22 protein-coding genes are annotated in these 24,901 nt (G+C 63.5%); 13 read left to right on the plus strand and 9 right to left on the minus strand.

The genetic code is table 11. The features are described 5' to 3' along the window. Window positions 1-222: 222 nt before the first annotated feature. The 5 genes from J0O65_RS00990 to J0O65_RS01010 all read left to right on the plus strand — a co-directional run bounded on the left by J0O65_RS00990 (window position 223) and on the right by J0O65_RS01010 (window position 6,187). The gene (locus tag J0O65_RS00990) at window positions 223-957 is read left to right on the plus strand and encodes a response regulator (protein WP_215403260.1); all 735 of its coding nucleotides are present in this window, start codon (window positions 223-225) and stop codon (window positions 955-957) included. Further along, window positions 954-2,492: a sensor histidine kinase gene (locus tag J0O65_RS00995; RefSeq protein ID WP_353056139.1), complete on the plus strand. Its 1,539-nt coding sequence runs from the start codon at window positions 954-956 to the stop codon at window positions 2,490-2,492. Before J0O65_RS00990 ends, J0O65_RS00995 begins: the two co-directional genes overlap by 4 nt. Further along, on the plus strand, window positions 2,473-2,799 hold the full coding sequence (locus J0O65_RS01000) for a DUF4212 domain-containing protein (protein WP_502793527.1): 327 nt from the start codon (window positions 2,473-2,475) through the stop codon (window positions 2,797-2,799). Before J0O65_RS00995 ends, J0O65_RS01000 begins: the two co-directional genes overlap by 20 nt. Further along, complete coding sequence (locus tag J0O65_RS01005; RefSeq protein WP_215403264.1) at window positions 2,796-4,844, plus strand: sodium:solute symporter family protein; 2,049 nt, start codon at window positions 2,796-2,798, stop codon at window positions 4,842-4,844. Before J0O65_RS01000 ends, J0O65_RS01005 begins: the two co-directional genes overlap by 4 nt. Window positions 4,845-4,960: 116 nt before the next feature. Next, window positions 4,961-6,187: a 6-phosphofructokinase gene (locus J0O65_RS01010; protein WP_215403266.1), complete on the plus strand. Its 1,227-nt coding sequence runs from the start codon at window positions 4,961-4,963 to the stop codon at window positions 6,185-6,187. Window positions 6,188-6,233: 46 nt separating this feature from the next. On the opposite strand, the gene J0O65_RS01015 is transcribed toward J0O65_RS01010, so the two are convergent. Further along, the gene (locus J0O65_RS01015) at window positions 6,234-7,031 is read right to left on the minus strand and encodes an IclR family transcriptional regulator (RefSeq protein ID WP_251373209.1); all 798 of its coding nucleotides are present in this window, start codon (window positions 7,029-7,031) and stop codon (window positions 6,234-6,236) included. A gap of 163 nt (window positions 7,032-7,194) precedes the next feature. Between J0O65_RS01015 and J0O65_RS01020 the strand changes: the two genes are divergently transcribed. Further along, complete coding sequence (locus J0O65_RS01020; RefSeq protein WP_215403268.1) at window positions 7,195-8,811, plus strand: GMC family oxidoreductase; 1,617 nt, start codon at window positions 7,195-7,197, stop codon at window positions 8,809-8,811. A 126-nt stretch (window positions 8,812-8,937) separates the two neighbouring features. Next, window positions 8,938-10,269 carry an MFS transporter gene (locus J0O65_RS01025; RefSeq protein ID WP_215403269.1) on the plus strand — a complete coding sequence of 444 codons (1,332 nt, stop codon included), beginning with the start codon at window positions 8,938-8,940 and terminating at the stop codon, window positions 10,267-10,269. Window positions 10,270-10,333: 64 nt separating this feature from the next. Here J0O65_RS01025 and purM read toward each other — a convergent pair whose 3' ends face one another. Further along, a complete protein-coding gene (gene purM, locus J0O65_RS01030) occupies window positions 10,334-11,377 on the minus strand; it encodes a phosphoribosylformylglycinamidine cyclo-ligase (protein WP_215403271.1) in 1,044 nt (347 codons plus the stop codon). Between the two features lie 188 nt (window positions 11,378-11,565). Between purM and J0O65_RS01035 the strand changes: the two genes are divergently transcribed. The 6 genes from J0O65_RS01035 (at window position 11,566) to panB (ending at window position 17,014) form a co-directional block, all read left to right on the plus strand. Then, the gene (locus tag J0O65_RS01035) at window positions 11,566-12,648 is read left to right on the plus strand and encodes an AI-2E family transporter (RefSeq protein ID WP_215403273.1); all 1,083 of its coding nucleotides are present in this window, start codon (window positions 11,566-11,568) and stop codon (window positions 12,646-12,648) included. Between the two features lie 202 nt (window positions 12,649-12,850). Next, window positions 12,851-13,519, plus strand: coding sequence for a DnaA regulatory inactivator Hda (gene hda, locus J0O65_RS01040; RefSeq protein ID WP_086145907.1), 669 nt, complete (start codon window positions 12,851-12,853; stop codon window positions 13,517-13,519). Further along, window positions 13,519-14,190 carry a histidinol-phosphatase gene (locus J0O65_RS01045; RefSeq protein WP_215403626.1) on the plus strand — a complete coding sequence of 224 codons (672 nt, stop codon included), beginning with the start codon at window positions 13,519-13,521 and terminating at the stop codon, window positions 14,188-14,190. The genes hda and J0O65_RS01045 overlap by 1 nt, the downstream gene beginning before the upstream one ends. Further along, the gene (pcnB, locus tag J0O65_RS01050) at window positions 14,183-15,553 is read left to right on the plus strand and encodes a polynucleotide adenylyltransferase PcnB (RefSeq protein ID WP_215403275.1); all 1,371 of its coding nucleotides are present in this window, start codon (window positions 14,183-14,185) and stop codon (window positions 15,551-15,553) included. Before J0O65_RS01045 ends, pcnB begins: the two co-directional genes overlap by 8 nt. After that, entirely contained in the window at window positions 15,553-16,029 is a 477-nt protein-coding gene (gene folK, locus J0O65_RS01055; protein WP_215403277.1) for a 2-amino-4-hydroxy-6-hydroxymethyldihydropteridine diphosphokinase, read from the plus strand. Before pcnB ends, folK begins: the two co-directional genes overlap by 1 nt. A 109-nt stretch (window positions 16,030-16,138) precedes the next feature. Further along, entirely contained in the window at window positions 16,139-17,014 is an 876-nt protein-coding gene (panB, locus tag J0O65_RS01060) for a 3-methyl-2-oxobutanoate hydroxymethyltransferase (RefSeq protein WP_215403279.1), read from the plus strand. A 14-nt stretch (window positions 17,015-17,028) separates the two neighbouring features. Here panB and J0O65_RS01065 read toward each other — a convergent pair whose 3' ends face one another. From J0O65_RS01065 to J0O65_RS01095, 7 genes are all read right to left on the minus strand, one after another. After that, window positions 17,029-17,361 (minus strand): helix-turn-helix transcriptional regulator, encoded by a 333-nt coding sequence (locus J0O65_RS01065; protein ID WP_215403281.1) that lies wholly within the window; start codon window positions 17,359-17,361, stop codon window positions 17,029-17,031. A 1-nt stretch (window position 17,362) separates the two neighbouring features. Further along, window positions 17,363-18,655, minus strand: coding sequence for a type II toxin-antitoxin system HipA family toxin (locus J0O65_RS01070; RefSeq protein WP_251373210.1), 1,293 nt, complete (start codon window positions 18,653-18,655; stop codon window positions 17,363-17,365). A gap of 175 nt (window positions 18,656-18,830) precedes the next feature. Next, complete coding sequence (locus J0O65_RS01075; RefSeq protein WP_215403283.1) at window positions 18,831-20,318, minus strand: aldehyde dehydrogenase; 1,488 nt, start codon at window positions 20,316-20,318, stop codon at window positions 18,831-18,833. A gap of 30 nt (window positions 20,319-20,348) precedes the next feature. Further along, on the minus strand, window positions 20,349-21,200 hold the full coding sequence (locus tag J0O65_RS01080; protein ID WP_215403285.1) for an ABC transporter permease: 852 nt from the start codon (window positions 21,198-21,200) through the stop codon (window positions 20,349-20,351). Next, complete coding sequence (locus J0O65_RS01085; RefSeq protein ID WP_251373211.1) at window positions 21,197-22,138, minus strand: ABC transporter permease subunit; 942 nt, start codon at window positions 22,136-22,138, stop codon at window positions 21,197-21,199. Before J0O65_RS01085 ends, J0O65_RS01080 begins: the two co-directional genes overlap by 4 nt. A 7-nt stretch (window positions 22,139-22,145) precedes the next feature. After that, window positions 22,146-23,294, minus strand: coding sequence for an ABC transporter ATP-binding protein (locus tag J0O65_RS01090; RefSeq protein ID WP_215403287.1), 1,149 nt, complete (start codon window positions 23,292-23,294; stop codon window positions 22,146-22,148). Window positions 23,295-23,431: 137 nt separating this feature from the next. Continuing rightward, complete coding sequence (locus J0O65_RS01095; RefSeq protein WP_215403289.1) at window positions 23,432-24,892, minus strand: aspartate aminotransferase family protein; 1,461 nt, start codon at window positions 24,890-24,892, stop codon at window positions 23,432-23,434. Window positions 24,893-24,901: the final 9 nt, after the last annotated feature.

Here is a 24,901-nt window from a genome sequence, read left to right on the forward strand (position 1 = left end):
ACAGTTGCGGATTCACTGGGATCCTGCAGACTGCGATAGCGCCAGTGGGTTAAATTCTTTATACAGACAGTACTGTATAAAAAAACAGTGATCAATGCAAGCGGAACGTGGATTTGTTTTGAAACAGATCAATACAAGCCTGGTTTTTCACAAAAACTCGCCACCTTGCGGGAAATGAAACACAATACAAGCTTCTACCGCCGCAAGCATAGGAAGTGCACCATGCGTATTTTACTTGCCGAAGATGACAGCGTGCTGGCCGATGGCCTGACCCGCTCGCTGCGCCAGTCCGGTTATGCGATCGACTACGTCAAGACGGGGCAGGAAGCCGATACGGCCCTGTCCACCCAGGAATTCGACCTGCTGATCCTCGACCTGGGCCTGCCGAAGATGTCCGGCCTGGAAGTGCTGCGCCGCCTGCGCGCGCGCGCCTCGCTGCTGCCCGTGCTGATCCTGACGGCCGCCGATTCCATCGAACAACGCGTGAATGGCCTCGACCTGGGTGCCGATGATTATATGGCCAAGCCGTTCGCCCTGTCGGAACTGGAGGCAAGAGTGCGCGCCCTGACGCGCCGCGGCGCCGGCGGCGGCGCCACCATCATCAAGCACGGCCCCCTCAGCTACGACCAGGTGGGGCGCAGCGCCTACATCCACGACCAGATGCTCGACCTGTCGGCGCGCGAACTGGGCTTGCTGGAAATCCTGCTGGGCCGCACCGGTCGCCTCGTGTCGAAGGAGCAGCTGGTCGACCACCTGTGCGAATGGGGTGAAGAAGTGTCGAACAACGCCATCGAAGTATATGTGCACCGCCTGCGCAAGAAGATCGAAGTGGGCGGCGTGCGCATCGCCACCGTGCGCGGCCTCGGCTATTGCCTGGAAAAATACTCGGAAGCGGCGCGCCTGAACGCCGAAGCGGGCGAGTCGGCAAGCCCGGCCAGCGGACCCGCCAGCAAGTGAAGGCGCGCGAGGCGCCAGCGGACGAGGCGGACGACGACGACTGGTTCGAGCCGCCCACCACGGAACAGGATGACACCATCGAGCATTCGCTGTTCGGCGAAATCCTCGACTGGATGCTGGCGCCCCTGCTGCTGCTGTGGCCGATGAGCATCGCCATCACCTACCTGGTGGCCAAGGGCATCGCCAATCAGCCGTTCGACCATGCGCTGGAAGACAGCGTGACGGTGCTCACGCAGCAGGTCAAGCAGGCCGACGGCGCCATGCTGCGCCGCGCGCCGGAAAAGAACGGCAAGAATAGCGGCCGCGACTTCCTGCGCGGCGACGATATCGACACCCTGTATTACCTGGTGGTGGGGCCGCGCGGCGAATACCTGGACGGCGACCGCGACTTGCCGCCGCCGCAGGACCCGGACAAATACCGCAGCGGCATGGTGCTGTTTCGCAACGACACCATCCATGGCACGCCCGTGCGCGTGGCGTTCAGCTATCTCGACACGCCTTCCGGCAACGACGATGAGCCCAGCCGCGCGCTGGTGCAAGTGGCCGAGACGCTGGAAAAACGCGCCCAGCTGGCGAATGAAATCATCAAGGGCGTGATTTTGCCGCAGTTCATCATCCTGCCCGTGATCCTGGCCCTGGTCTGGTTTGCCCTGGCGCGCGGCCTGTCGCCGCTGGCGCAATTGCAGGAGCGCATACGCGCCCGCCCGCCCGACGATCTGAGTCCCATCGAATCGGGCCAGGTGCCCGAGGAAATCACGCCGCTGGTCGGTTCGCTCAACGAGATGCTGGCGCGGCTGTCGCTGTCGATCGACATGCAGAAACGCTTCATCGCCGACGCCGCGCACCAGATGAAAACGCCGCTGGCCGGCATGCGCATGCAATCGGAGCTGGCCCTGCGCCAGACCGACAACGACGAGATCCACCGCTCGCTGCTGCAACTGGCGAAAAGTTCGGAAGCGGCCACGCGCCTGGTCAACCAGCTGCTGGCCCTGGCGCGCGCGGAAAACCAGCCGCAGGCGGGCACGGCGTTCGAACCGATCGAACTCAGTGAACTGGCGCGCGGCGTGGTGCAGGACTGGGTGCAAGCGTCGTTTGCCCAGCATATCGACCTGGGCTTCGAGCAGCCCGCGTATTCGATCATGATCTCCGGCAATGCCATGATGCTGCGCGAACTGCTGAGCAATCTGATCGACAATGCCTTGCGCTACACGCCGACGGGCGGCAGCGTCACGGTGCGCGTGCGCAGCACCCTGGAGCTGGCCATCCTGGAAGTGGAAGATACGGGCCCCGGCATACCGCAGGCGGAGCGGGCGCACGTGTTCGAACGCTTTTACCGCATTCTCGGCAGCAATGTCGACGGTAGCGGCCTGGGCCTGGCCATCGTGCGCGAAATTGCCCAGCAGCATGGCGCCGAAGTCGATATCTTTAACAATCCGCGCGCGCAGTCGCCGAAGCTGCCGGGCACCCTGCTGCGCCTGAGCATCGCCCTGCTGTTGCCGGACGCGCCAGAAGAGGATGAGGTCACGTATGGATAAACCGAGCCCACCCGCTCCTCCCGCGCGGCCGGCGCACGCGCCCGGCCCCGAGCTGCAGGCGCGCCGCGACGGGCACTGGCGCAAGACGCGGCGCCTGACGGCCATCCTGCTGCTGGTCTGGCTGCTGACGGGCTTCCTGACCGTGTTTTATGCGCGCGAGCTGGTGCACCTGAACCTGTTCGGCTGGCCGCTGCCCTTCTATATGGCGGCCCAGGGCGCCTCGCTCGTGTACCTGGCCATCATCGCCTTCTACGCCTGGCGCATGCGGCGCCTCGACCGGGATTTTCATGCCGAGGAGCACGCATGAGCGGCCAGCGCAGCTTGTTTGCACGCCTGTGCCGCTACTACCTGCTGTTTACCGCCGGTTTCGCCGCCTTCCTGCTGGCCCTGTCGGTGCTGGAACAGGAAGGCATGCCGCGCGCGTGGATCGGCTACCTGTTCATGCTCGTCACCATCACCCTGTACGCCACCATCGGCGTCATCAGCCGCACCTCGAACGTCACCGAATACTATGTGGCGGGACGCCGGGTGCCGGCCATGTTCAACGGCATGGCCACGGCCGCCGACTGGATCTCGGCCGCCAGCTTCATCAGCCTGGCCGGCGGCCTGTACCTGAACGGCTTCGACGGCCTGGCCTTCATCATGGGCTGGACGGGCGGCTATTGCCTGGTGGCGCTCCTGATCGCCCCCTACCTGCGCAAGTTCAGCCAGTACACGATTCCCGATTTTCTCGCGGCCCGCTACGGCAGCGGCGCCGACAAGCGGGGCGCCAGCGTGCGCGTGGTGGCCGTGGCCGCCACCATCATCGTGTCGTTTACCTATGTGGTGGCGCAGATCTACGCCGTCGGCCTGATCGCCTCGCGCTTCACGGGCGTGGATTTTTCCGTCGGCATCTTCCTGGGCCTGGCCAGCATCCTCGTCTGCTCCTTTCTGGGCGGCATGCGCGCCATCACCTGGACACAGGTGGCGCAGTACATCATCATCCTCGTCGCCTTCCTGATTCCCGCCATGTGGCTGTCGGTCAAGCATGCGGACAATCCCGTGCCGCAGCTCGCCTACGGCAAGGTGCTGCCGCAACTGAGCGCGCGCGAACACGTGCTGGAAACGGATCCGAAAGAGAACGAGGTGCGCGCCATCTTCCGCCAGCGCGCGCAAAGCTATCAGGCGCGCATCGACGGCTTGCCCGCCTCCTGGGAACAAGGCCGCCTGGCGGCCCAGCGCCAGCTCGACAGTTTGCGCCAGCGCAATGCCTCGCTGTTCGACATCCGCAACGCGGAACGCTATCTGATCGCCTATCCCAAGAGCCCGGACGAGGCACGCGTGCTGTGGCAGGCCGCGCAGGCGCAAAACCAGAAACGCGCCGAGCCGATCATTCCGCACGCACAGCCGTTTCCCGCCGCCGACCGGGCGCAGTCCGACATCAAGCGCAACAATTTCCTGGCCCTCGTGTTTTGCATGATGCTGGGCACGGCCGCCCTGCCGCACATCCTCATGCGATCGTACACCACGCCCTCCGTGCACGAAACGCGCGTGTCCGTGTTCTGGACCCTGTTCTTCATCTTGTTGATCTACCTCACGATTCCCGCGCTGGCCGTGCTGGTCAAGTACGATATTTACTCGGCACTAGTGGGCACGCCATACACGCACCTGCCCACCTGGGTGTCGTACTGGGCCAATGTGGACAAGCTCAGCCCCCTGATCAGCATCGTCGACGTCAACCGCGACGGCATCGTGCAACTGGCGGAAATTTCCATCGACGCCGACGTGCTGGTGCTGGCCACGCCCGAGATCGCCGGCTTGCCCTACGTGATTTCCGGCCTGGTGGCGGCCGGCGGCCTGGCCGCCGCCCTGTCGACGGCCGATGGCTTGCTGCTGGCCATCTCCAACGCCCTGTCGCACGACGTCTATTACAAGGTGGTCGATCCCAGCGCCTCGACGCAAAAGCGCGTGACGATTTCAAAATTGCTGCTGCTGGCCGTGGCCTTCATCGCCGCCTATGCCGCTTCGCAAAAACCGGCGGACATTTTGTCGCTGGTGGGCGTGGCCTTCTCCCTGGCCGCCTCGACCCTGTTTCCGCCGCTGGTGCTGGGCGTGTTCTGGCAACGCGCCAATTATCAGGGCGCGCTGGCCGGCATGCTGACGGGCTTTGGCGTGTGCTTGTATTACATGCTGCACACAAGCACCATGCTGGGCGGTAATGCCAGCGGTCAATGGTTCCACATCGCGCCCATTTCCGCCGGCATCTTCGGCGTGCCAGCCGGCCTGGCCGCCGCCATGCTGGTCAGCTGGCTGACGCCCGCGCCGGGACGGCGCAGCACGGGGCTGGTCGAACATATCCGGTCGCCGGAATGAAAACGCATCGAGGCCGGGGATGACGTGGAGAAAATCCAGGGCAGAACTATCGGAAAAGACAGCGCCCCGGTAAAAAAGGAGTAGGCTGGAGGGCCGTTCCACTACGAGGAGACCTCATGCCGTCTGGAAAAATTCTTGTTGCCCAGGGAGGCGGCCCCACCGCCGTCATCAACCAGTCGCTGGTGGGCGTGGTGCTCGAATCGCGGCGCTTTCAGCATGTCACGCGCGTGTATGGCGCGCTGCACGGCGTGCGCGGCATCGTCAATGAAGAATTCGTCGATCTGACGCAGGAAACCAGCCATAACCTGGAACTGGTGGCCGCCACGCCCTCGTCGGCCCTCGGCTCCACGCGCGACAAACCCGATATTGCCTACTGCCAGCAAATCTTCGCCGTGCTGCGCGCGCACGAGATCGAACACTTCTTTTATATCGGCGGCAATGACTCGTCCGACACGGTGCGCATCGTCAGCGAGGAAGCGCACAAGGCCGGCTATCCGCTGCGCTGCATCCACATCCCGAAAACCATCGACAACGACCTGGTCGGCAGCGACCACACGCCCGGCTTTCCCTCGGCCGCGCGTTTCGTCGCGCAAGCGTTCGCCGGCGCCAACCTGGACAACGCGGCCTTGCCCGGCGTCTACGTGGGCGTCGTCATGGGCCGCCACGCGGGCTTTTTGACGGCCGCCTCGGCGCTGGGCAAGAAGTTCCCCGACGATGGCCCGCACCTGATCTATCTGCCCGAGCGCGTCTTCGTGCTGGAGCAATTTCTTGCCGACGTGAAGGCCACCTATGAAAAATACGGCCGCTGCGTGATCGCCGTCTCGGAAGGCATCCACGACGCGTCGGGCGAACCGATCGCCAGCCTGCTGGCCAAACAGGTGGGCAACGAAGTCGAGCGCGATGCGCACGGCAATGTGCAATTGTCCGGCACGGGCGCGCTGGCCGACCTGCTGTGCGACGAGATCAAGGCCAAGCTCGGCATCAAGCGCGTGCGCGGCGATACCTTCGGCTATCTGCAGCGCTCCTTCATCGGCTGCGTCTCCGACGTGGACCAGCGCGAGGCGCGCGAAGTGGGCGAAAAGGCGGTGCAATTCGCCATGTGGGGCGAGCGCGACGGTTCCGTCGCCATCAAGCGCACGGGCTTTTATTCCGTCGATTACGCGTTGCTGCCCCTTTCCGACGTGGCGGGCAAGACGCGCACCATGGACGACGAGTTCATCAGCGCCAGCGGCACGGACGTCACCGATGCCTTCCGCCTGTACCTGCGCCCGCTGCTGGGTTCCGGCATGCCGGACGCCTTCCGCCTGCGCGCGGCCAAGGTGGCAAAGGTGCTCAAACCCTAGCTGTTTTCTGCCAGCAAGAGCGGCCGCAATTTCGCGGCCGCGTCCTTCACTGCGGCACGTGCTGCAGCAGCTGTTCCACGGACTTGCGCGCCACAGGCGCGTGGCAGGCCACGGCCGCCACGATACGCCCGTCGGCCGCGCAGATGGGCACGGCCACGGCCACCATGCCGTGCACGAATTCCTCGTCGTCGATGCCGATCCCCAGGCGGGCGATGCGCACGATCTCGCGTTCCAGCAGTGCCGGGTCGGTGATGCTTTTCGGCGTGCGCGCCTGCAGGCTCAGCATGGCCAGCAATGCGCGCCGCTCCAGCAGCGACATGTGCGCCAGGAATAATTTTCCACTGGCCGTGCAATGCATGGGCGCGCGCGTGCCCAGCACCAGGTGCAATCGCAATGGTTCCTGGGTTTCCACCCTGTCCACGTAGACGATCGCATTGCCCTCGGGAATGGCCAGATTGCACGTCTCGCCCGTGGCCGCCACCAGGCTGCCCAGGATGCTGCGGCTGACGCGGATCAGGGCATTGTTGCGCAGGGTGGCCAGCGCCAGGTTGGTGGACGCGGCACCCGGCACGTAGCCGCGTCCCACGGGCGTGCGCAGCACATAGCCGTGTTGCTCCAGCGTATCGAGCAGGCGCATCATGCTGGCCTTGGGCACCTGCATGCGCGCGGCCAGCTGCGACAGGGTCAAGGGCTGGCTGGCGCTGGCCAGGTGCTCGATCAGACGCAGCACGCGCAAGCCCCGCGCCTCGTCGCCATGGCTGGCCGCCGTGCTGGCACCGGCCTGGCCGCCCGTTTGAGTTCCCTCTTCGGCCTCGCCCGGCCGTTTTTGAAACGCATCATGCATGTTCTGTTTCACCTCTCGCGTATGCGGTGCTTTCCGCTTGTCCCCGTGCTGCACGTCTTTTATAAATGGAACCAGACGTTCCAAAAAATAATCAATAAAGACCAGTGTATCGCAAAAAACGCCCGTCGAGGCAAGCGATACCGCAACGCAGGAGACAAGCACCATGTTGCAAACACACTACGACTACATCGTCGTCGGCGCCGGTTCGGCTGGCTGCGTGCTGGCCAACCGCCTGTCGCACGACAGCGGCAAGCAGGTATTGCTGCTGGAAGCGGGCGGCAAGGACAACAATCCCTGGATACACGTGCCGGTCGGCTATTTCAAGACCATGCACGACCCGAAGCTGGACTGGTGCTACCGCACGGAAGCGGACGCCGGCATCGCCGGGCGCCAGTTGCAATGGCCGCGCGGCAAGGTCCTGGGCGGCTCCAGCTCGCTCAACGGCCTGCTGTATGTGCGCGGCCAGAAAGAAGACTACGACCGCTGGGCCGAACTGGGCAACCCGGGCTGGAGCTATGCCGAGGTGCTGCCGTATTTCAAGAAATCGGAGGACCAGGAACGGGGCGCCAGCGACTACCACGGCGTGGGCGGTCCATTGAAGGTGTCGGACCTGCGGCTGCGCCGCCCGATCGCCGAACATTTCATTGCCGGCGCCACGGAAAGCGGCATCCCCTTCAATGCCGATTACAACGGCGCCACGCAGGAAGGCGTGGGCTACTTCCAGCAGACGGCCAGCAAGGGCTTGCGCTGGAGCACGGCGAAAGCCTTTTTGCGGCCGGCCCGCAAGCGCACCAACCTGCGCGTGGAAGTGCGGGCGCAAATCACGCGCGTGCTGTTCGAGGGCAAGCGCGCCGTCGGCATCGAGTTCCGCCAGGATGGCCAGCTGCGTCAGGCGCGCGCCAGCGGCGAAGTGATTTTATGCGCGGGCGCCATCGGCTCGCCGCAGATCCTGCAATGCTCGGGAGTGGGGCCGCGCGCCTTGCTGGAAGAAGTGGGCGTGCCTCTCGTGCACGACTTGCCCGGCGTGGGACAGAACCTGCAAGACCATTTGCAAATCCGCCTCGTCTTCAAGACGCGGCTGAAAACCCTGAACGATGAAGTCAACAGCCTGTGGGGCAAGCTGTGGGTGGGCATGCAATATGTGTTTTCCCGCTCGGGGCCGTTGACCCTGGCGGCCAGCCAGGTGACGGTATTTACCAGGTCGTCGCCGGAAGTCACGCGGCCCGACATCCAGTTCCACATGCAGCCGCTGAGCGCCGACAAGCCGGGCGAAGGCGCGCATCCGTTTTCCGCGTTCACGTCGTCCGTGTGCCAGCTGCGCCCGCACAGCCGCGGCCACGTATCGATCAAGTGCGCCGATCCCCTCGCCTATCCGGGCATCTACCCGAACTACCTGTCCGACCCGCGCGACCAGCGCACGGCGATCGCCGCCCTGCGCGTGGCGCGCAGAATCGCCGCCGCGCCATCGCTGGCGCCGCACATCATTGCCGAGTTCGTGCCCGGCCCGCAGTTCGAGACGGACGCGCAGCTGCTGGACGCGGCGCGGCGCTTCAGCCAGTCGATCTACCACCCCAGCGGCACCTGCAAGATGGGCCACGACGCCATGGCCGTCGTCGATGCACGCCTGCGCGTGCACGGCATGCAGAACCTGCGCGTGGTCGATGCATCGATCATGCCGGAACTCGTCTCGGGCAACACGAATGCGCCCACCATCATGATCGCCGAAAAAGCCGCCGACATGATCCTGGCGGACGCCGTGCGCCTGCCGCAGGCGGCCTAGGCCGCGCCCCATTCCACCTCACCCGGGAGGATGTCAGCGGCGGGCAGACGGCCCCGCCTCCAATGATCCGGCGACAAGCCAGGCATCAAAAAAACACACATAATCGATATCGATTGGAGACTAGATATGGACAACAATCCGAACCATCCGAAAAAGGCCAAAGAGCTGCGGAAAGTCGTGATGGCCAGCGTGATCGGCGCCACCATCGAATGGTATGACTTCTTCCTGTACGGCGTCGTGGCCGGCATCGTGTTCAGCAAGCTGTATTTCCCGGGCGGCGATCCGCTCGTCTCGACCATGCTGGCCTACGGCACCTTCGCCGTGGGCTTTTTGTCGCGCCCCATCGGCGGCGTGATCTTCGGCCATTTCGGCGACAAGATCGGCCGCAAGAGCATGCTGGTGATGACCCTGATGATCATGGGCATCTCCACCTTCCTGATCGGCGTGCTGCCGACCTACGACCATATCGGCTACTGGGCGCCGGGCCTGCTGCTGTTCCTGCGCGTGCTGCAGGGCATCGGCCTGGGCGGCGAATGGGGCGGCGCCGTGCTGATGGCGTATGAATATGCGCCGCCAAAAGAGCGCGGCTTCTACGCCAGCCTGCCGCAGATCGGCCTGGCCATCGGCCTGTGCCTCGCTTCCGGCGTGGTGGCCATCCTGTCCTACAGCCTGAGCGATGCGCAGTTCCTGTCGTGGGGCTGGCGCGTGGCCTTCATTTTATCTGCGGCCCTGGTCTTCATCGGCATGTGGATACGTTTGAACGTGATGGAAACGCCGGAATTCCAGGCCGTCAAGGAAAAGAACGCGGAGACGCAGATCCCGTTCTTCGACCTCTTGAAACGCTATCCGGGCAACGTCTTGAAGGGCATGGGCGCGCGCTATATCGACGGCGTATTCTTCAATATCTTCGGCGTGTTTTCCATCACCTATCTGACCAACACCATCAAGATAGACCGCACGGAAGCGCTGATGGGCGTGATGGCGTCGGCCGTCGTGATGTGCTTCTGCATCCCCTTCTTCGGCCGCCTGTCGGACCGCATCGGCCGCAGCAAGGTGTTTTTCTGGGGTTCCCTGATCACGGGCGTGTCGGCCATTCCCGCCTTCTGGATTATGCTCAACCACGCCGACAATCCGCTGCTGCTGTGGTGTTCCGTGATCATCCCGCTGGGCGTGCTGTATTCGGCCGTGTACGGCCCGGAAGCGGCCCTGTTCTGCGACCTGTTCGACGCCAGGGTGCGCTACACGGGCATCTCCTTCGTCTACCAGTTCTCCGGCATCTTCGCCAGCGGCCTGACGCCCATCATCGCCACCTACCTGCTGAAAACGGGCAATGGCGAGCCATGGCACATCGTCGGCTACATCCTGTTCGCCTCCCTCGTCTCGGCCGTCAGCGTGGCCATGATCGGCAGGGACGGTTCGCAGCCGGAGGGGCGCATGAAGCCGGCGCACGCAAGGTAGGCGCAGGCACGTAAAAAAAGGCAGGCCTCTCGCGAGTGCCTGCCTTGTTTGTTCAAGCTACAGTTTAGATAACAACTGTCTGATGCTCGTCGCCCACGCGGGCGCGGATGGTGCCGATGCGCGAGACGGTTTCGCCGGCCGCTTGCAGCTGGGCGATGGCGGCGTCCGCGTTTTCCTGCGAGACGATGACGGTCATGCCGATGCCGCAGTTGAAGACGCGGTGCATCTCGGCGTCAGCCACGCCGCCGTGCTGTTGCAGCCACGTGAACAGCGGCGGCATGGTCCACGCCTTCGAGTCCAGCTCGGCCACCAGGCCAGGCTGCAGCACGCGCGGGATGTTTTCCACCAGGCCACCGCCGGTGATGTGCACCATGCCCTTGACTTCCATGGCGTCCATCAGCGCCAGCAGCGGCTTGACGTAGATGCGCGTCGGCTGCATCAGCACGTCGGCGAGTTTACGGCCGTGGAAGTCGCCTTCCAGGTCCGGTTTCGCCACTTCGATGATCTTGCGCACCAGCGAATAACCGTTCGAGTGCACGCCCGACGAGGCCAGGCCCAGCACCACGTCGCCCGGGGCGATCTTGCTGCCGTCGATGATTTTCGATTTTTCCACGGCGCCGACGGCAAAACCGGCCAGGTCGTATTCGCCGGCAGGGTACATGCTCGGCATTTCCGCCGTTTCGCCGCCGATCAGCGCGCAGCCGGCTTGTTCGCAACCCTGGGCGATGCCCTTGATGACGTCGGTGGCGATGGCCACATCCAGCTTGCCGCAAGCGAAGTAATCGAGGAAGAACAGCGGTTCGGCGCCTTGCACCAGGATATCGTTGACGCTCATGGCGACCAGGTCGATGCCGACCGTGTCATGGCGGTTCAGTTCGAACGCCAGGCGCAATTTCGTGCCCACGCCGTCGGTGCCCGAGACCAGCACGGGTTCCTTGTACTTCTTGCTGATTTCAAACATGGCGCCAAAACCGCCCAGGCCGCCCATCACGCCTTCGCGCAGGGTGCGCTTGGCAAACGGCTTGATTGCTTCGACTAAAGCGTCGCCTGCGTCGATATCGACGCCAGCGTCACGGTAGGAAAGGGAAACATTAGAAGTCTGGTTCATGGTGTGGTGGCAGCGGAGGCGGTAAAATAGAAGGCGGATACCCGCCGGCACGCGCGCGCAAGCATGTTTTTCAACATCGTGCGGCAGGACGCCAGCGGGTGAATTCGGTCGATCAAGTCGCTATTTTATCAAACTGCCCCGCCATTTCGTAATTAACTGCCTTTTTTTAACGCAACAGCACAAACTCCATGCCATTCGCCATCACCGCCGAACAGAAGCAAACAGCATTTTGGATCGCGGTCTGGCTGGCATTTTTGCTGCTGCTCGTCAGCCTGGGCCCCATCCTGACGCCCTTCCTGGCCGCCGCCATCCTCGCCTACGTGCTCAATCCCGGCGTCGACCGATTGCAGCGCCTCCATTACAAGCGCTTTTACGTGCCCCGTCCGCTGGCCGTGCTGGTCGTCGTAGTGTTGTTTTTCCTCGCCATCACGGCGCTGGTGCTGATCGTCGTGCCCGTGTTGCAAAAGGAAATTCCCTTGCTGCAGGCGCAGATTCCCCAATTTCTCAGCAAGGCCAATGAATTGATTGCGCCGAAACTGCGCGACCTGGGCATCCGCGTGCGCCTCGACGGCACGGGCATCAAGCGCATGCTGAGCCAGCAGATGGCCACCAGCGGCGATGAAATCTGGAGCACCGTGCTGGCCTCGGCCCGCATCGGCGGCACGGCCGTGCTGGGCTGGCTGGCCACCGTCGTGCTCATTCCCGTGGTGCTGTTCTACCTGTTGCTGGACTGGCATCCGATGCTGGCGCGCATCGCCGGCGCCGTGCCGCGGCGCTGGGTCGGCCGCACGGTGGGCATGGCGCAGGAAGTCGACACCCTGCTGGCGCAATACCTGCGTGGCCAACTCCTCGTCATGCTGGTGCTGGCCACGTATTACTCGGTGGCGCTGGCCATCGCCGGCTTTGAAGTGGCATTGCCTGTGGGCATCATCACGGGCTTGCTGGTGTTCATCCCCTACCTGGGCTTCGGCCTGGGGCTGATGCTGGCGCTGATCGCCGCGCTGCTGCAGTTCGCCGACTGGAGCGGCGTCATCGCCGTGGCCGTCATCTACGGCTGCGGCCAGGTCATCGAAGGCTTTTTCCTCACGCCGCGCCTGGTCGGCGAGCGCATCGGCCTGAACCCGCTGGCCGTGATCTTCGCCTTATTGGCCTTCGGACAACTATTTGGTTTCGTCGGCGTTTTGCTCGCTTTACCCGCTTCTGCCGTCCTGATGGTCGCTTTTAAGCATCTAAGACGCCACTACCTCTCCAGCAGCTTCTATAATGCATGACAAGGTGACTGACATAAGCTACTGCGCGTCGCACTTTGCGGCCGGCGATGCTCACCGTACTACAGTACGGTTGCGCTTCTCGGCCACAAATTGCTGCCGCTCGCTACGCTTCTGTCAGGCACCCGATATGATTACAATATGAAACCAACAACAGCGACGACGACGCATACGCAGTAATGAAAAACAGGACAAGGCGTACGCCATGAAACAACTGGTGCTCGATTTAGGCACAGACCAGGCGCACAGCCTCGATACCTTCGAGGTGGGACAGAATGCCGAAGTGGCGCAGCTGATGCGCCAGTTCGCCGCGCGCACGTCGCGCGAACATTTTGCCTACCTGTGGGGTGAACTGGCCGCCGGCAAGAGCCACCTGCTCAAGGCCCTGGCCAGCACCGAGCGCGCGCGCTACATTTCGCCATTCTCGATCGAGTCCGAATTCGTGTATTCGCCCGACGTCGACCTGTACCTGCTCGACGATTGCGAAAAACTGTCGCCGCTGGCGCAGATCGACGCCTTTGCCCTGTTCAATGAAATCCGCGCCAACCAGGCGTTCATGGTGTGCAGCGGCGCCGTGCCGCCCGCCGTGCTGCCCGTGCGCGAAGACTTGCGCACCCGCATGGGCTGGGGCCTGATCTATCAAATCCACGGCTTGACCGACGATGAAAAAATCGCCGCCCTGACCCAGGCGGCCGCCACCCGCGGCTTGACCTTGTCGCCGGGCGTGTTACCCTATCTGCTGTCCCATTTCCGGCGCGACATGCGTTCGCTGTCGACGATGCTGGACTCTCTCGACCTCTACTCCCTTGAAACCCAACGCCCGATCACCTTGCCATTGTTGCGCGAGTTGCTGCAGGCGGAAGCGAAAGAATGATGAATCTGGCCCTGTTTGACCTCGACCACACCCTGCTGCCCATCGACTCGGATCACGAGTGGGGCGAATTCCTGGTACGCATCGGTGCCGTGGACGCCGCCGAATTCACCCGCCGCAACGACGAATTTTTCGCGCAATACCAGGCCGGCACGCTCGATCCGGTGGAATACCTGGAATTTTCCCTCGGCACCCTGGCGCAATTCCCGCGCGAGCGCCTGGAAGCGCTGCACAGGCAATTCATGGCCGAAGTGGTCTTGCCGGCCATCCGCCCGGAAGTCGTGGCCCTGCTCAAGCAGCACCAGGACGCGGGCGACCTGCTGGCCATCGTCACGGCCACCAACCATTTCATCACCAAGCCCATCGCCGACGCGCTGGGCGTCGAGCACCTGCTGGCGGCCATGCCCGAATATGACGCCGACGGCAATGTCACGGGCAAGCTGCTGGGCACGCCGACCTTGGGCGCGGGCAAGCTGACCCACACCCACGCCTGGCTGGAAAAGATGGGCAAGGAACTGGGGCAGTTCGAGCGCAGCTATTTTTACAGCGATTCGCACAACGACATCCCCTTGCTGTCGGTCGTGACCCACCCTGTTGCAACCAATCCCAATGCTGCTCTGACAGCACACGCATCCCTCCACGGCTGGCCATCACTCCACTTATTCAATGATTAAAAAATTCATCCGCAAGATCCTCGGCGTTAAAAAAGAGGCAGCGCGCGACACCACGGCACCCGTCGTGCTCGGTCCTGCGCAACACGGAATCGACCCGAAACTGGTGTCGTCGAATGCCATCCGCGTCACCAGCAGCCTGCAGGAAGCCGGTTTTGCGGCCTTTGTCGTCGGCGGCGCCGTGCGCGACCTGCTGCTGGGCGTCAAGCCCAAGGACTTCGACATCGCCACCAACGCCACGCCGGAACAGGTCAAGCGCCTGTTCCGCCGCGCCTTCATCATCGGCAAGCGCTTCCAGATCGTGCACGTGATGTTCGGCCAGGACCTGCTGGAAGTGACGACCTTCCGCGGCGCCGGCGCCGATTCGGCGCCCAAGGATGAACATGGCCGCGTCCTGCGCGACAACACCTTCGGTCTGCAGCACGAAGACGCGCTGCGCCGCGACTTCACCATCAACGCCATGTACTACAACCCGGCTACGCAGGAAGTGCTCGATTACCACGGCGGCGTGGAAGACATTCGCGCCAAGACCCTGCGCATGATCGGCAAGCCGGAAGAGCGCTACCGCGAAGACCCCGTGCGCATGCTGCGCGTGGTGCGCTTCGCCGCCAAGCTGAAGTTCACCATCGAGCCGCACACGGCCGCGCCGATTCCCGTCATGGCGCCGCTGATCAACAACGTGCCCGCGCCGCGCGTGTTCGACGAAATGCTCAAGCTCCTGATGAGCGGCCACGCGCTGGCCTGCCTGCAGCAGCTGCGCAAGGAAGGCTTGCATCATGGCCTGCTGCCGCTGCTCGACGTGGTGCTGGAACAGCCGCTGGGCGCGAAATTCGTCACCCTGGCGCTGGACGCCACGGATCAGCGCATCGCCGCCGGCAAGACCGTCTCGCCGGGCTTTTTGTTCGCCTCGCTGCTGTGGCACCAGGTGCTGGAAAAATGGACGGCCTACCGCGCCGCCGGCGAATCGACCATCCCCGCGCTGCACCTGGCGGCCGACGACGTGCTCGATTCGCAGACGGAAAAACTGGCCTTGCAGCGCAAGATCGGTTCCGACATGCGCGACATCTGGTCGATGCAGCCGCGCTTCGAGCGCCGCGTCGGCAAGGCGCCGTACAAATTGCTCGAGCACCTGCGCTTCCGCGCCGGCTACGACTTCCTGCTGCTGCGCTGCGCTTCGGGCGAGATTGACATGGACATCGGCGAATGGTGGACGGCCTTTTACGAAGGCGACGAGGAAACGCGCGAAGCGCTGCTCGTCAGCGCCAATGCCGCGCCAGGCGCCGTCAAGAAAAAACGTCCGCCACGCCGCAGCACGCGCAGCAGGACGGGTGGCGGCTCGACCACCGGCAGCACCAGCGGCGAATAATGACGGTCACCGCTTACATCGGCATCGGGGCCAACCTGGGCGATGCGCGCGCGAATGTGCAGGACGCCATCGCGCGCCTGGCGCGCCTGCCCGGCGCGTCCCTGGTGGACGCCTCGGCCAGCTACCGCACGGCGCCCATCGCTTCGAGCGGTGACGACTACATCAACGCCGTGGCGCGCCTGACCACCACCCTGCCGGCGGAGGAACTGCTGCAGGCCCTGCACGCCATCGAGGCGGCGCACGGGCGCGAGCGGCCCTACCGCAACGCCCCGCGCACCCTGGACCTGGACTTGCTGCTGTATGGCGATGAGCAGATCGCCAGCGCCACCCTGACGGTGCCCCATCCGCGCATCACCGAGCGCGCCTTCGTGCTGGTGCCGCTGCTGGCCCTGGCCCCCGCCATCGTCGTGCCGGGACGCGGGCCGGCGCAGGACTACCTGGCAAGCGTCGCGGACCAGGCCATCCGCCAGCTCTGAGCCACGGCTCCAGACATACACTACAATGCCGCTCCTGCAGCACGCTGCATAAAGTACTACACTAGCGGCGTCGCAATCGCATCACCCCCATTCACTCTAGAGAATACCTATGTCCGCTTATTTGCAAGGAACAGATCTGGCCGCAAAAGACAAGGCTGCCACGCCGGCGCCGGCGCCATCCAAGCCTGTCGCCAACAAGGCCGTGACCATCCATACGCTGGCCACGCTGCGCGCCGCCCGCGAAAAGATCACCATGCTGACCTGCTATGACGCCAGCTTCGCGTCCCTGATGGACCGCTGCGGCGTGGAGATCCTGCTGATCGGCGATTCGCTCGGCATGGTCTGCAACGGCCACAACTCCACCCTGCCCGTCACCGTGGCCGAACTGGCTTACCACACGGCTGCCGTGGCGCGCGGCGCCAAGTCGGCCATGATCATGTCCGACCTGCCGTTCGGCGCCTATGGCACGCCCGAGACGGCGTACGCCAACGCCGTCATCCTGATGCAGGCGGGCGCGCACATGATCAAGATCGAAGGCGGCGCCTGGCTGGCCGAGACCGTCCGTTTCCTCACCGAGCGCGGCATCCCCATCTGCGCCCACATCGGCCTGACGCCGCAATCGGTGCATCAGCTGGGTGGTTATAAAGTGCAGGGCAAGAGCACGGAAAGCGCCGCGCAGCTGAAGAACGACGCGCTGGCGCTGCAGAACGCGGGCGCCGCCATCGTGCTGATGGAAGCCATGCCTACGCAGCTGGGCAAGGAAGTGACCGACATGCTGACGATCCCCACCATCGGCATCGGCGCCGGTCCCGACTGCTCGGGCCAGGTGCTCGTCATGCACGACATGCTGGGCGTGTTCCCAGGCCGCAAGGCGCGCTTCGTGCGCAACTTCATGGAAGGCGCGGCCAGCATCGACGACGCCGTCACCGGCTATGTCAAGGCCGTCAAGGATGGCAGCTTCCCGGCGCTGGAACACTGCTTCTGATCTTCTGATCTCTCCTATTGAGGCGATATCGCCCCGCTACTCGCCGGGGCGATTTTTTTGTCGCGCAGCGTTTCTGTTCGTACAAAGGCCACCTCCAGGCCAAAGAACTGCCCGATACGGTTCAGCGTCTGGATGGTCGGATTGCCCTTGCCGCTCTCGATCTCCTTGATGGTTTTCAGGCTGACCCCTCGGTGTTCCGCAAATTGGGCCTGCGTCAGGCGCGAGATGGCCCGCATTTCCCTGACGGCGTGCTGTAGCGTGACGGCTCCCGCTTCAATGGCTTCGTAAAGCACCGCCCTGCGCTGCCGCAACTCTTCCTTGTCAACGGTCTTTTTGGTGCGCGCCATGTCAGTGCTCCCCCAATGCCTTGAGCTGTTCGATCTGCCCGGCGATATGCGGCCGGAGGAAAGCAATGATGTCATCATCCACGCCGGCCTCCTGCATATGCTGTTCCAGCGCAAGCAAGTGCCGGGAAAATCCGTATAGGGCGAGGCGGATCTGCTGGCGCTCCACGTCCTGCATGCCGATCGTAGCCAGTATCGTCGTCCAGTCATGCAGCTCGTTTTTGGTATCCGGGTGATACCAGCGCGCCGCGCGTGGTATCCCATCCGGGTCCAGGTACATCGGCGCAAAATCGAACAGCGGCGTGAGGCGCACCTCGGCACCAACTTGCTGTACCGCCGTATTGCGTGCGTGATTATCGGTATTGCGCATGGCCAGGTTCAAGATATCGCGCTTGAGAAATTCGATGGTTTCCACCGTCTTGTCGCTGACGACGGCGCGCAGCGCCTGCAATAGGTCGAACTGGCTGGGCGTGGCTTCAAAGCCAACGATACCTGCCAGCGAAGCGGCGCTTTCCTGATGCAGCCGCAGTACTTTTCCGTCCCGGATGCGGCGATCAAAACGGGGAATGAACAAGGTATCGTCCTGGTAGCGCAGCTGGCCTTCGGTGCGCAAGCCCACCGCGCGCGCCACAGTCATGTATGCGGCTTCATTCCTCAACACCTTGGCGTCGCTGGCGGTCTTTCCGCGCGGACGCTTGACGATGAAATGGGCGGCTGCGTCCTGGTCCGCCAGGGCGCCATCAGCATGCCAGAGACCCGCATGGTCGGTGGTCAGCAGATATTTCGGCGCCGCTCCTTGCACCCCCAGACTGCCGGCGGCCAGCATGGCATGCATCAGCATGCGCTCATTGAAGGCATCGCCGCGACCTATGATCTCGTCCAGTGAAAAGCCGGTCAGCGGCTTGCCCTTGTCATGACGGGCAATATGCTGTGCGTAGTACTGCACGGCCTCGGCGATGCGCACGCGCCCGACGGGATTGAATGCGCCGGCACATGCCAGCGGAAAATCGGCAGCCGGACCATCGGCCAATTGAAGCTGCCCAAGCAGATACTGCCGTCCGCTTCCCTGGGGAATCAGATCAAAGAGGAACGCTGGCCATTGCGCCAGCTTCTGCATCTCTGCCGTGACGGGAAAACGCAGCGAGACAGGTCCACTCTCCAGCTTGAAGAAGGCATAATCGAGGTCATACTCGAACAGGGCGGCTGTGCGTGGATTGCCGCCTGCAGGCTCAAGCAAAGTCAGCGATGCGCAATCGTGCCACGCATCATCATGAAAAATTTGAAAATGGCACTGCATGGCGGCTCCAATGGGTCTTATAGTAGCTAATTGTGTTCAGTTTATCCTTAAATTAGCACTTATACGATCCAAATTTCAAAAAACACATCGCCATGAAAAAATATATTAGGTCTTAAAAGAACTATTTCAAGCCATTTTCAACAATAATTAGTCCTTTTAAGAACCATTATAGAAATTATCCCACCTGTATCCACGTCGTCTTCAGCTCCGTGTATTTGTCCAGCGCGTACAAGGACTTGTCGCGCCCGTTGCCTGACTGCTTGTAGCCTCCGAACGGCACGGTGATGTCGTCGCCGTCGTACTGGTTGACGTGCACGGTGCCGGCGCGCAGGGCGCGCGCCGTCTGGATGGCCTTGGTAATGTCGGAGGTCCACACGGCCGCCTGCAAGCCGTACGGCGTGGCATTCGCCTGCTGCACCGCCTCGGCGATGTCCGTAAAGCCCAGCACGGACAGGACGGGGCCGAAGATCTCTTCGCGCGCGATCGTCATGCCCGCGTCCACGCCGAAGATGGTCGGCTGCACGTAGTAGCCCCCCGTCTCAAGGCGCACGGCGTCGCCGCCGCCCAGCAGCTGCGCGCCTTCCTGCTTGCCGGAGGCGATATAGCCCATCACTGTTTGCATCTGCGTGGCATCGACGATGGCCCCCATGACGGTGGCTTCGTCGAGCGGATCGCCGGGCTGGAAGCGGGGCAGCATGGCCAGCGCCTTTGTCAGGAATTCCTCCTTGATCGATTCTTCCACGAACAGGCGCGAGGGCGCATTGCAGCTTTCGCCCTGGTTGAAGAAGATGGAACCGACGGCGGCCGCCACGGCCTTGTCCAGGTCCGGGCAATCGGCGCAGACGATGTTGGCGGACTTGCCGCCCAGCTCAGTCCACGCCCGTTTCAGATTCGACTGGCCCGCCATCTGCACGATCAATTTCCCCGTGCGCGTGGAGCCCGTAAAACCGATGCAATCGACATCCATGTGCAGCGCCAGCGCGGCGCCCGCCTCGTTGCCGTAGCCGGGCAGCACGTTGAACACGCCTTTCGGCACGCCCGCTTCGAGCGCGATGTCGGCCAGGCGCAAGGCCGTCAGCGGGGATTTTTCGGACGGTTTCAAGATCACGCTGTTGCCGGCGGCGAGGGCCGGCGCGATCTTCCAGGCGGCCATGATCATCGGGTAATTCCACGGCACGATGGCGGCGACGACGCCCACCGGTTCGCGCGTGATCAGGGCCAGGCTGTTGGCCGGCGTGGGGGCGATTTCATCGTAGACCTTGTCGATCGCCTCGCCATACCAGCGCAGGCAGTTGGCCGTGGCGCCCACGTCCACGCTCTGGCTGTACTTGATCGGTTTGCCCATGTCCAGGGTTTCCAGCAGGGCCAGCTCGGGACCGTATTTCTGTACCAGGTCGGCGAACTTGATCAATATCCGCTTGCGCTGCGCGGGCGACTTGCCTGCCCAGCGGCGGTCGTCAAAGGCGGCGCGGGCGGCCTGCACGGCCGCCTCCACGTCGGCGCCATCGCAGCGCGCCACCGGTCCCAGCGAACGCCCATCGATGGGCGAGAGATTGTCGAAGGTCTGGCCGGACCTGGCCGCGACCCGCTCGCCGTTGATGACGGCGCGGCCATCGATTGCGATCTCTGCGGCACGTGCGTGCCAGCTGGTGTTTTCCGTCATGGTCGTCTCCTGCAAGGTGAAAACGCCAGCTTACTCCTGATCCGCCGAATAGGCCGCGGACAGTTGCCTGCGCCGCCTGCGGTCGGCGCGCGCCAGCATCACGGCATACGCGATCACGGCGAGCGTCACCACCAGGATGGTCAGCGCGGCGATGGCGTTCACGCGCGGGTCGAGTCCCAGGCGCGCGCGCGAGAAGATCACCAGCGGCATCGTCGTCGAACCGGGGCCGGACAGGAAGGCCGACAGCACCACGTCGTCGAGCGACAGGGTAAACGTCAGCAGCCAGGCCGATGCCAGCGCCTGCGTGATGTTCGGCAGGGTCACGAGGAAGAACACCTGGTGCGCGCGGCAGCCCAGGTCCATCGCCGCTTCGGCCAGGGACTTGCTCATTTCCTGCAGCCGCGACTGCACCACCACGGCCGCATACGCCATGCCCAGCAGGGTGTGGCCGAGCCAGATGGTCAGCACGCCCCGTTCGGGAAAGCCGAAGACTTTTTGCATGGACACCAGCATCAGCAGCAGGGACAGACCGATGATCACTTCCGGCATCACCAAAGGCGCGCTGACCATGGACGAAAACAGCGTGCGGCCACGGAAGCGCTGATAGCTGTTCAAGGCAAAGGCGGCAAAGGTGCCGAGGATGACGGAAGACGTGGCCGACATGAAGGCGATCTTCAGGGACAAGCCGAAGCCCGAGATGATTTCCGTGTCGCTCATCAGCTCCTGGTACCAGCGCAGCGAAAAGCCGCTCCACACCATGTCCTGGCGCGAGCTGTTGAACGAGAAGACGATCAGCACGATGATGGGCAGGTAGAGGAACAGGTAGCCGAGCGAGAGCCAGCCGCGGCCGAACCAGCGCTGCAAAAAGGTACGTCCGTTCATGAGCGCTCCTCCGCGTCCTGGTCCGTCTTGTATTTGTTAAAAATGGCCATCGGCACGAGGATCAGCAAGACCACCAGCACCGTCACCGACGAAGCCATGGCCCAGTCGTTATTGGTGAAGTATTCATCCCACAGCACGCGGCCGATCATCAAGGTTTCCGGGCCGCCCAGCAGCTCGGGAATCACGTATTCCCCAACGGATGGAATGAACACCAGCATGGCGCCGGCGATGATGCCCGACTTCGACAGCGGCACCGTGATGCGCCAGAACGCCTGCAACGGCGTGGCGCCCAGGTCGGCCGCCGCTTCCAGGTAGCGCATGTCCATTTTGACCAGGTTGGCGTACAGGGGCAGGATCATGAAGGGCAGATAGGCGTACACCATGCCGACCACCAGCGAAAACGAAGTATTCATCATGTGCAGCGGTTCGCTCACCACGCCCAGCGCCAGCAGCAGGTCGTTGAGCAGGCCGTGGTTGGCCAGGATGCCCTTCCACGCATACACGCGCAGCAGGAACGAGGTCCAGAACGGCAGCATCACCAGCATCATCAGCACGGGCCGGATGGACGGTTTGGCGCGCGCCATGAAATAGGCGAACGGGTAGCCGATGCACAGGCAGATGGCCGTGGTGATGGCCGCATACTTGATGGAACTGAGGTAGGTGAGCAGATACAGTTCATCGGCGGCGATGAACAGGTAGTTGGCGATTTTGACCTTCAGCACGACGATGCCGTCGACATACGACAGCAAGCCGCCGAACGGACTGCCCGCCGTGTCCATGTCGGACAGGCTGATGCGCAGCACGATCAGGAAGGGAACCAGAAAGGCGGCCGCCAGGAACAGCGACGGCACGGCGATGACGGCGGTGCGGCCCGCATTTTTCCCCGTGATCCAGCGCAGGGTGACAAAGTGGCGCAGCGCTTGCAAAATGGACGTCATGATGGCCTCAGCTGGTCAGCACGACGATGTCGGCGCCATCCCACCACACCCACACGCGCTGCTCGCGCTCGAGGCGCGCGGCGTCGTGGCGGGCCGCGTTGGTGCGCGAGACTTTCACCACCGTGCCGCTGTCGAGGCGCACGTGGTAGCTGGTTTCATTGCCAAAATACGCCATGGCGACGATCACGCCCTGGGCGCAGTTGTAGCCGTGTTCCGCCGGCGACGCGCGCTCCTCCAGCGCGGGGGGCGCGATCTGGATGCCGATTTTTTCGGGGCGCACGGCCACCGAGACATCCATGCCCAGGTTGCCCGTGATGCCGTGCGCGACATACTGGCGGCCGTCGGGCGTGTCGATGACCACGTGATCGGGTTCATCTTCCGTGATGCGGCCGTCGAACAGGTTGACGCTGCCGATGAAGTCGGCGACGAAGCGGCAATTCGGCGTCTCGTAGATTTCGCCGGGCGGGCCTACCTGCAGGATGCGCCCTTCGCTCATGACGGCGATGCGCGTGGCCATGCTCATGGCCTCGTCCTGGTCGTGCGTGACCATCACGCAGGTGACGCCCACCTGCTCGATGATGTTCACCAGTTCCATCTGCGTGCGCTCGCGCAGTTTCTTGTCGAGCGCGCCCAGCGGCTCGTCGAGCAGTAGCAACTGCGGCCGCTTGGCCAGGCTGCGCGCCAGCGCCACGCGCTGCTGCTGGCCGCCCGACAGCTGGTGCGGCTTGCGCTTCGCATATTGGCCCAGTTGCACCAGCGCCAGCATCTGCTCGACCCGCGCCGCCACTTCCGCCTTCGGCAAGCCGTCGCGGCGCAGGCCGAAGGCGATGTTGTCCCACACGGACAGATGGGGGAACAGCGCGTACGACTGGAACATCATGTTGATGGGCCGCTGGTGCGGCGGCACATCGACGATGCTGTTGCCGGCCAGGGCGATGCGCCCCGACGTCGGCGTCTCGAAGCCAGCCAGCATGCGCAGCAGGGTCGATTTACCGCAACCTGAACTGCCCAGCAGGGCGAAAATCTCGCCCTTGTTGATCGTCACGGAAATATCATTGACGGCGCGCACGCCATCGAATTCCTTGACCAATTGATCAATCAGCAAGAAAGGCGCTGGGGCGTCGCTGGCCGACGCGGCTGGTGTTGCTATCGTCATTGTGGGTAGCTTCTGGGTAAGAGGGTGTCAAAATGAAAAACTGGCCGCTACAACGAGCGGCCAGGATGGAAGTTTAGCGGAACTGCCGCGATTCTGGTCCAAAAAATGCGCAGATAGCGGCAAAATGGGGCAAAAACCTACACCCAGCCCTTCGCTTTCACGTCCGCATGGGTCTTGTCCAGGCACAGGCGTATTAACGCCACCATCTCATCGATCTGCGCGCGCGTCATCACCAGCGGCGGGGCGACGATCATGCGTTCGCCCACGGCGCGCATGATGACGCCATTGTCGAACATGTGGCCGCGGCAGATCATGCCCACGCCCAGGCTCTCGTCGAACAGCTCGTTCTCGTGCACGGTGGCGCCCTTCCTGCGCACCAGGTTCAGGCCCGCGACCAGGCCGCAGCTGTCCGCGTAGCCGACCAGCGGATGTTCGCCCAGGCTGGCGAAGCACTGCTGCAGGTAGGGTCCCGTATCCTCGGCCACCTTCGCCACCAGCTGCTCTTCCTCGATGATGCGGATGTTTTCCAGCGCGGCCGCGCAGGCGACGGGGTGGCCGGAATACGTGAAACCGTGCGTGAACTCGCCGCCCTGCTCGATCAGCACCTTGGCCACCCTGTCGCCCACCAGCACGCCGCCCAGCGGCACATAGCCCGAGGTGACGCCCTTGGCAAAGGTGATCAGGTCGGGCTTGATGCCGAACAGCTCCGAGCCGAACCAGCGCCCCAGGCGGCCGAAGCCGCAGATGACTTCATCGGCGATGAGCAAGATGCCGTACTTGTCGCAGATGCGCTGGATCTCGGGCCAGTAAGTCGATGGCGGGATGATGACGCCACCGGCGCCCTGCACCGGCTCGCCGATGAAGGCAGCCACCTTGCCGGCGCCGATTTCCAGGATTTTGTCTTCCAGCCAGCCGGCCGCCTTCAGGCCGAACGCTTCCGGCGTCAAGCCATGGCCAGACTCCAGGTAATTGGGCTGGCCGATATGCGCGATGCCGGGGATGGGCAGGCCGCCCTGCGCGTGCATGCCGTCCATGCCGCCCAGCGACGCTCCCGCCACCGTGCTGCCGTGATACGCGTTGTGGCGGCTGATGATGGTGTGACGCTCCTTGTGGCCGAGGATATCCCAGTAGCGGCGCACCATGCGCACATTCGTGTCGTTGCCCTCGGAACCGGAACTGGTGAAGAACACGTGCTGGAATTGCGGCGGAGAGATGCGCGCCAGCTTGGCCGCCAGCTGCGCGGCCGGCACGTTGGTCGTGCCAAAGAAGCTGTTATAGAAGGGCAGCGTCTCCATCTGCCGGTACACGGCTTGCGAGATCGACGTGCGGCCGTAGCCCACGTTGACGCACCACAGGCCCGACATGCCGTCGACGATCTTCCTGCCCTGGCTATCCCACAGGTAGACGCCATCGCCGCGCACGATCACGCGCGCGCCCTTGCTGGCCAGGTCCTGGAAATCGGTGAAGGGATGCAGGTAATGGGCCGAGTCCATCTGCTGGATGGCGGCCGTGTCGTACACCTGCGGCGCCGCGTTCTTTTGCGCCACGGAGGCGACAAAAGCGGCGCCTGGCGCCAGCGGATTGTTGGATGTGTTCATTGCGGTCCT

The sequence above is a fragment of the Janthinobacterium sp. JC611 genome (genome assembly GCF_018682595.1).
Lineage (GTDB): Bacteria > Pseudomonadota > Gammaproteobacteria > Burkholderiales > Burkholderiaceae_D > Janthinobacterium.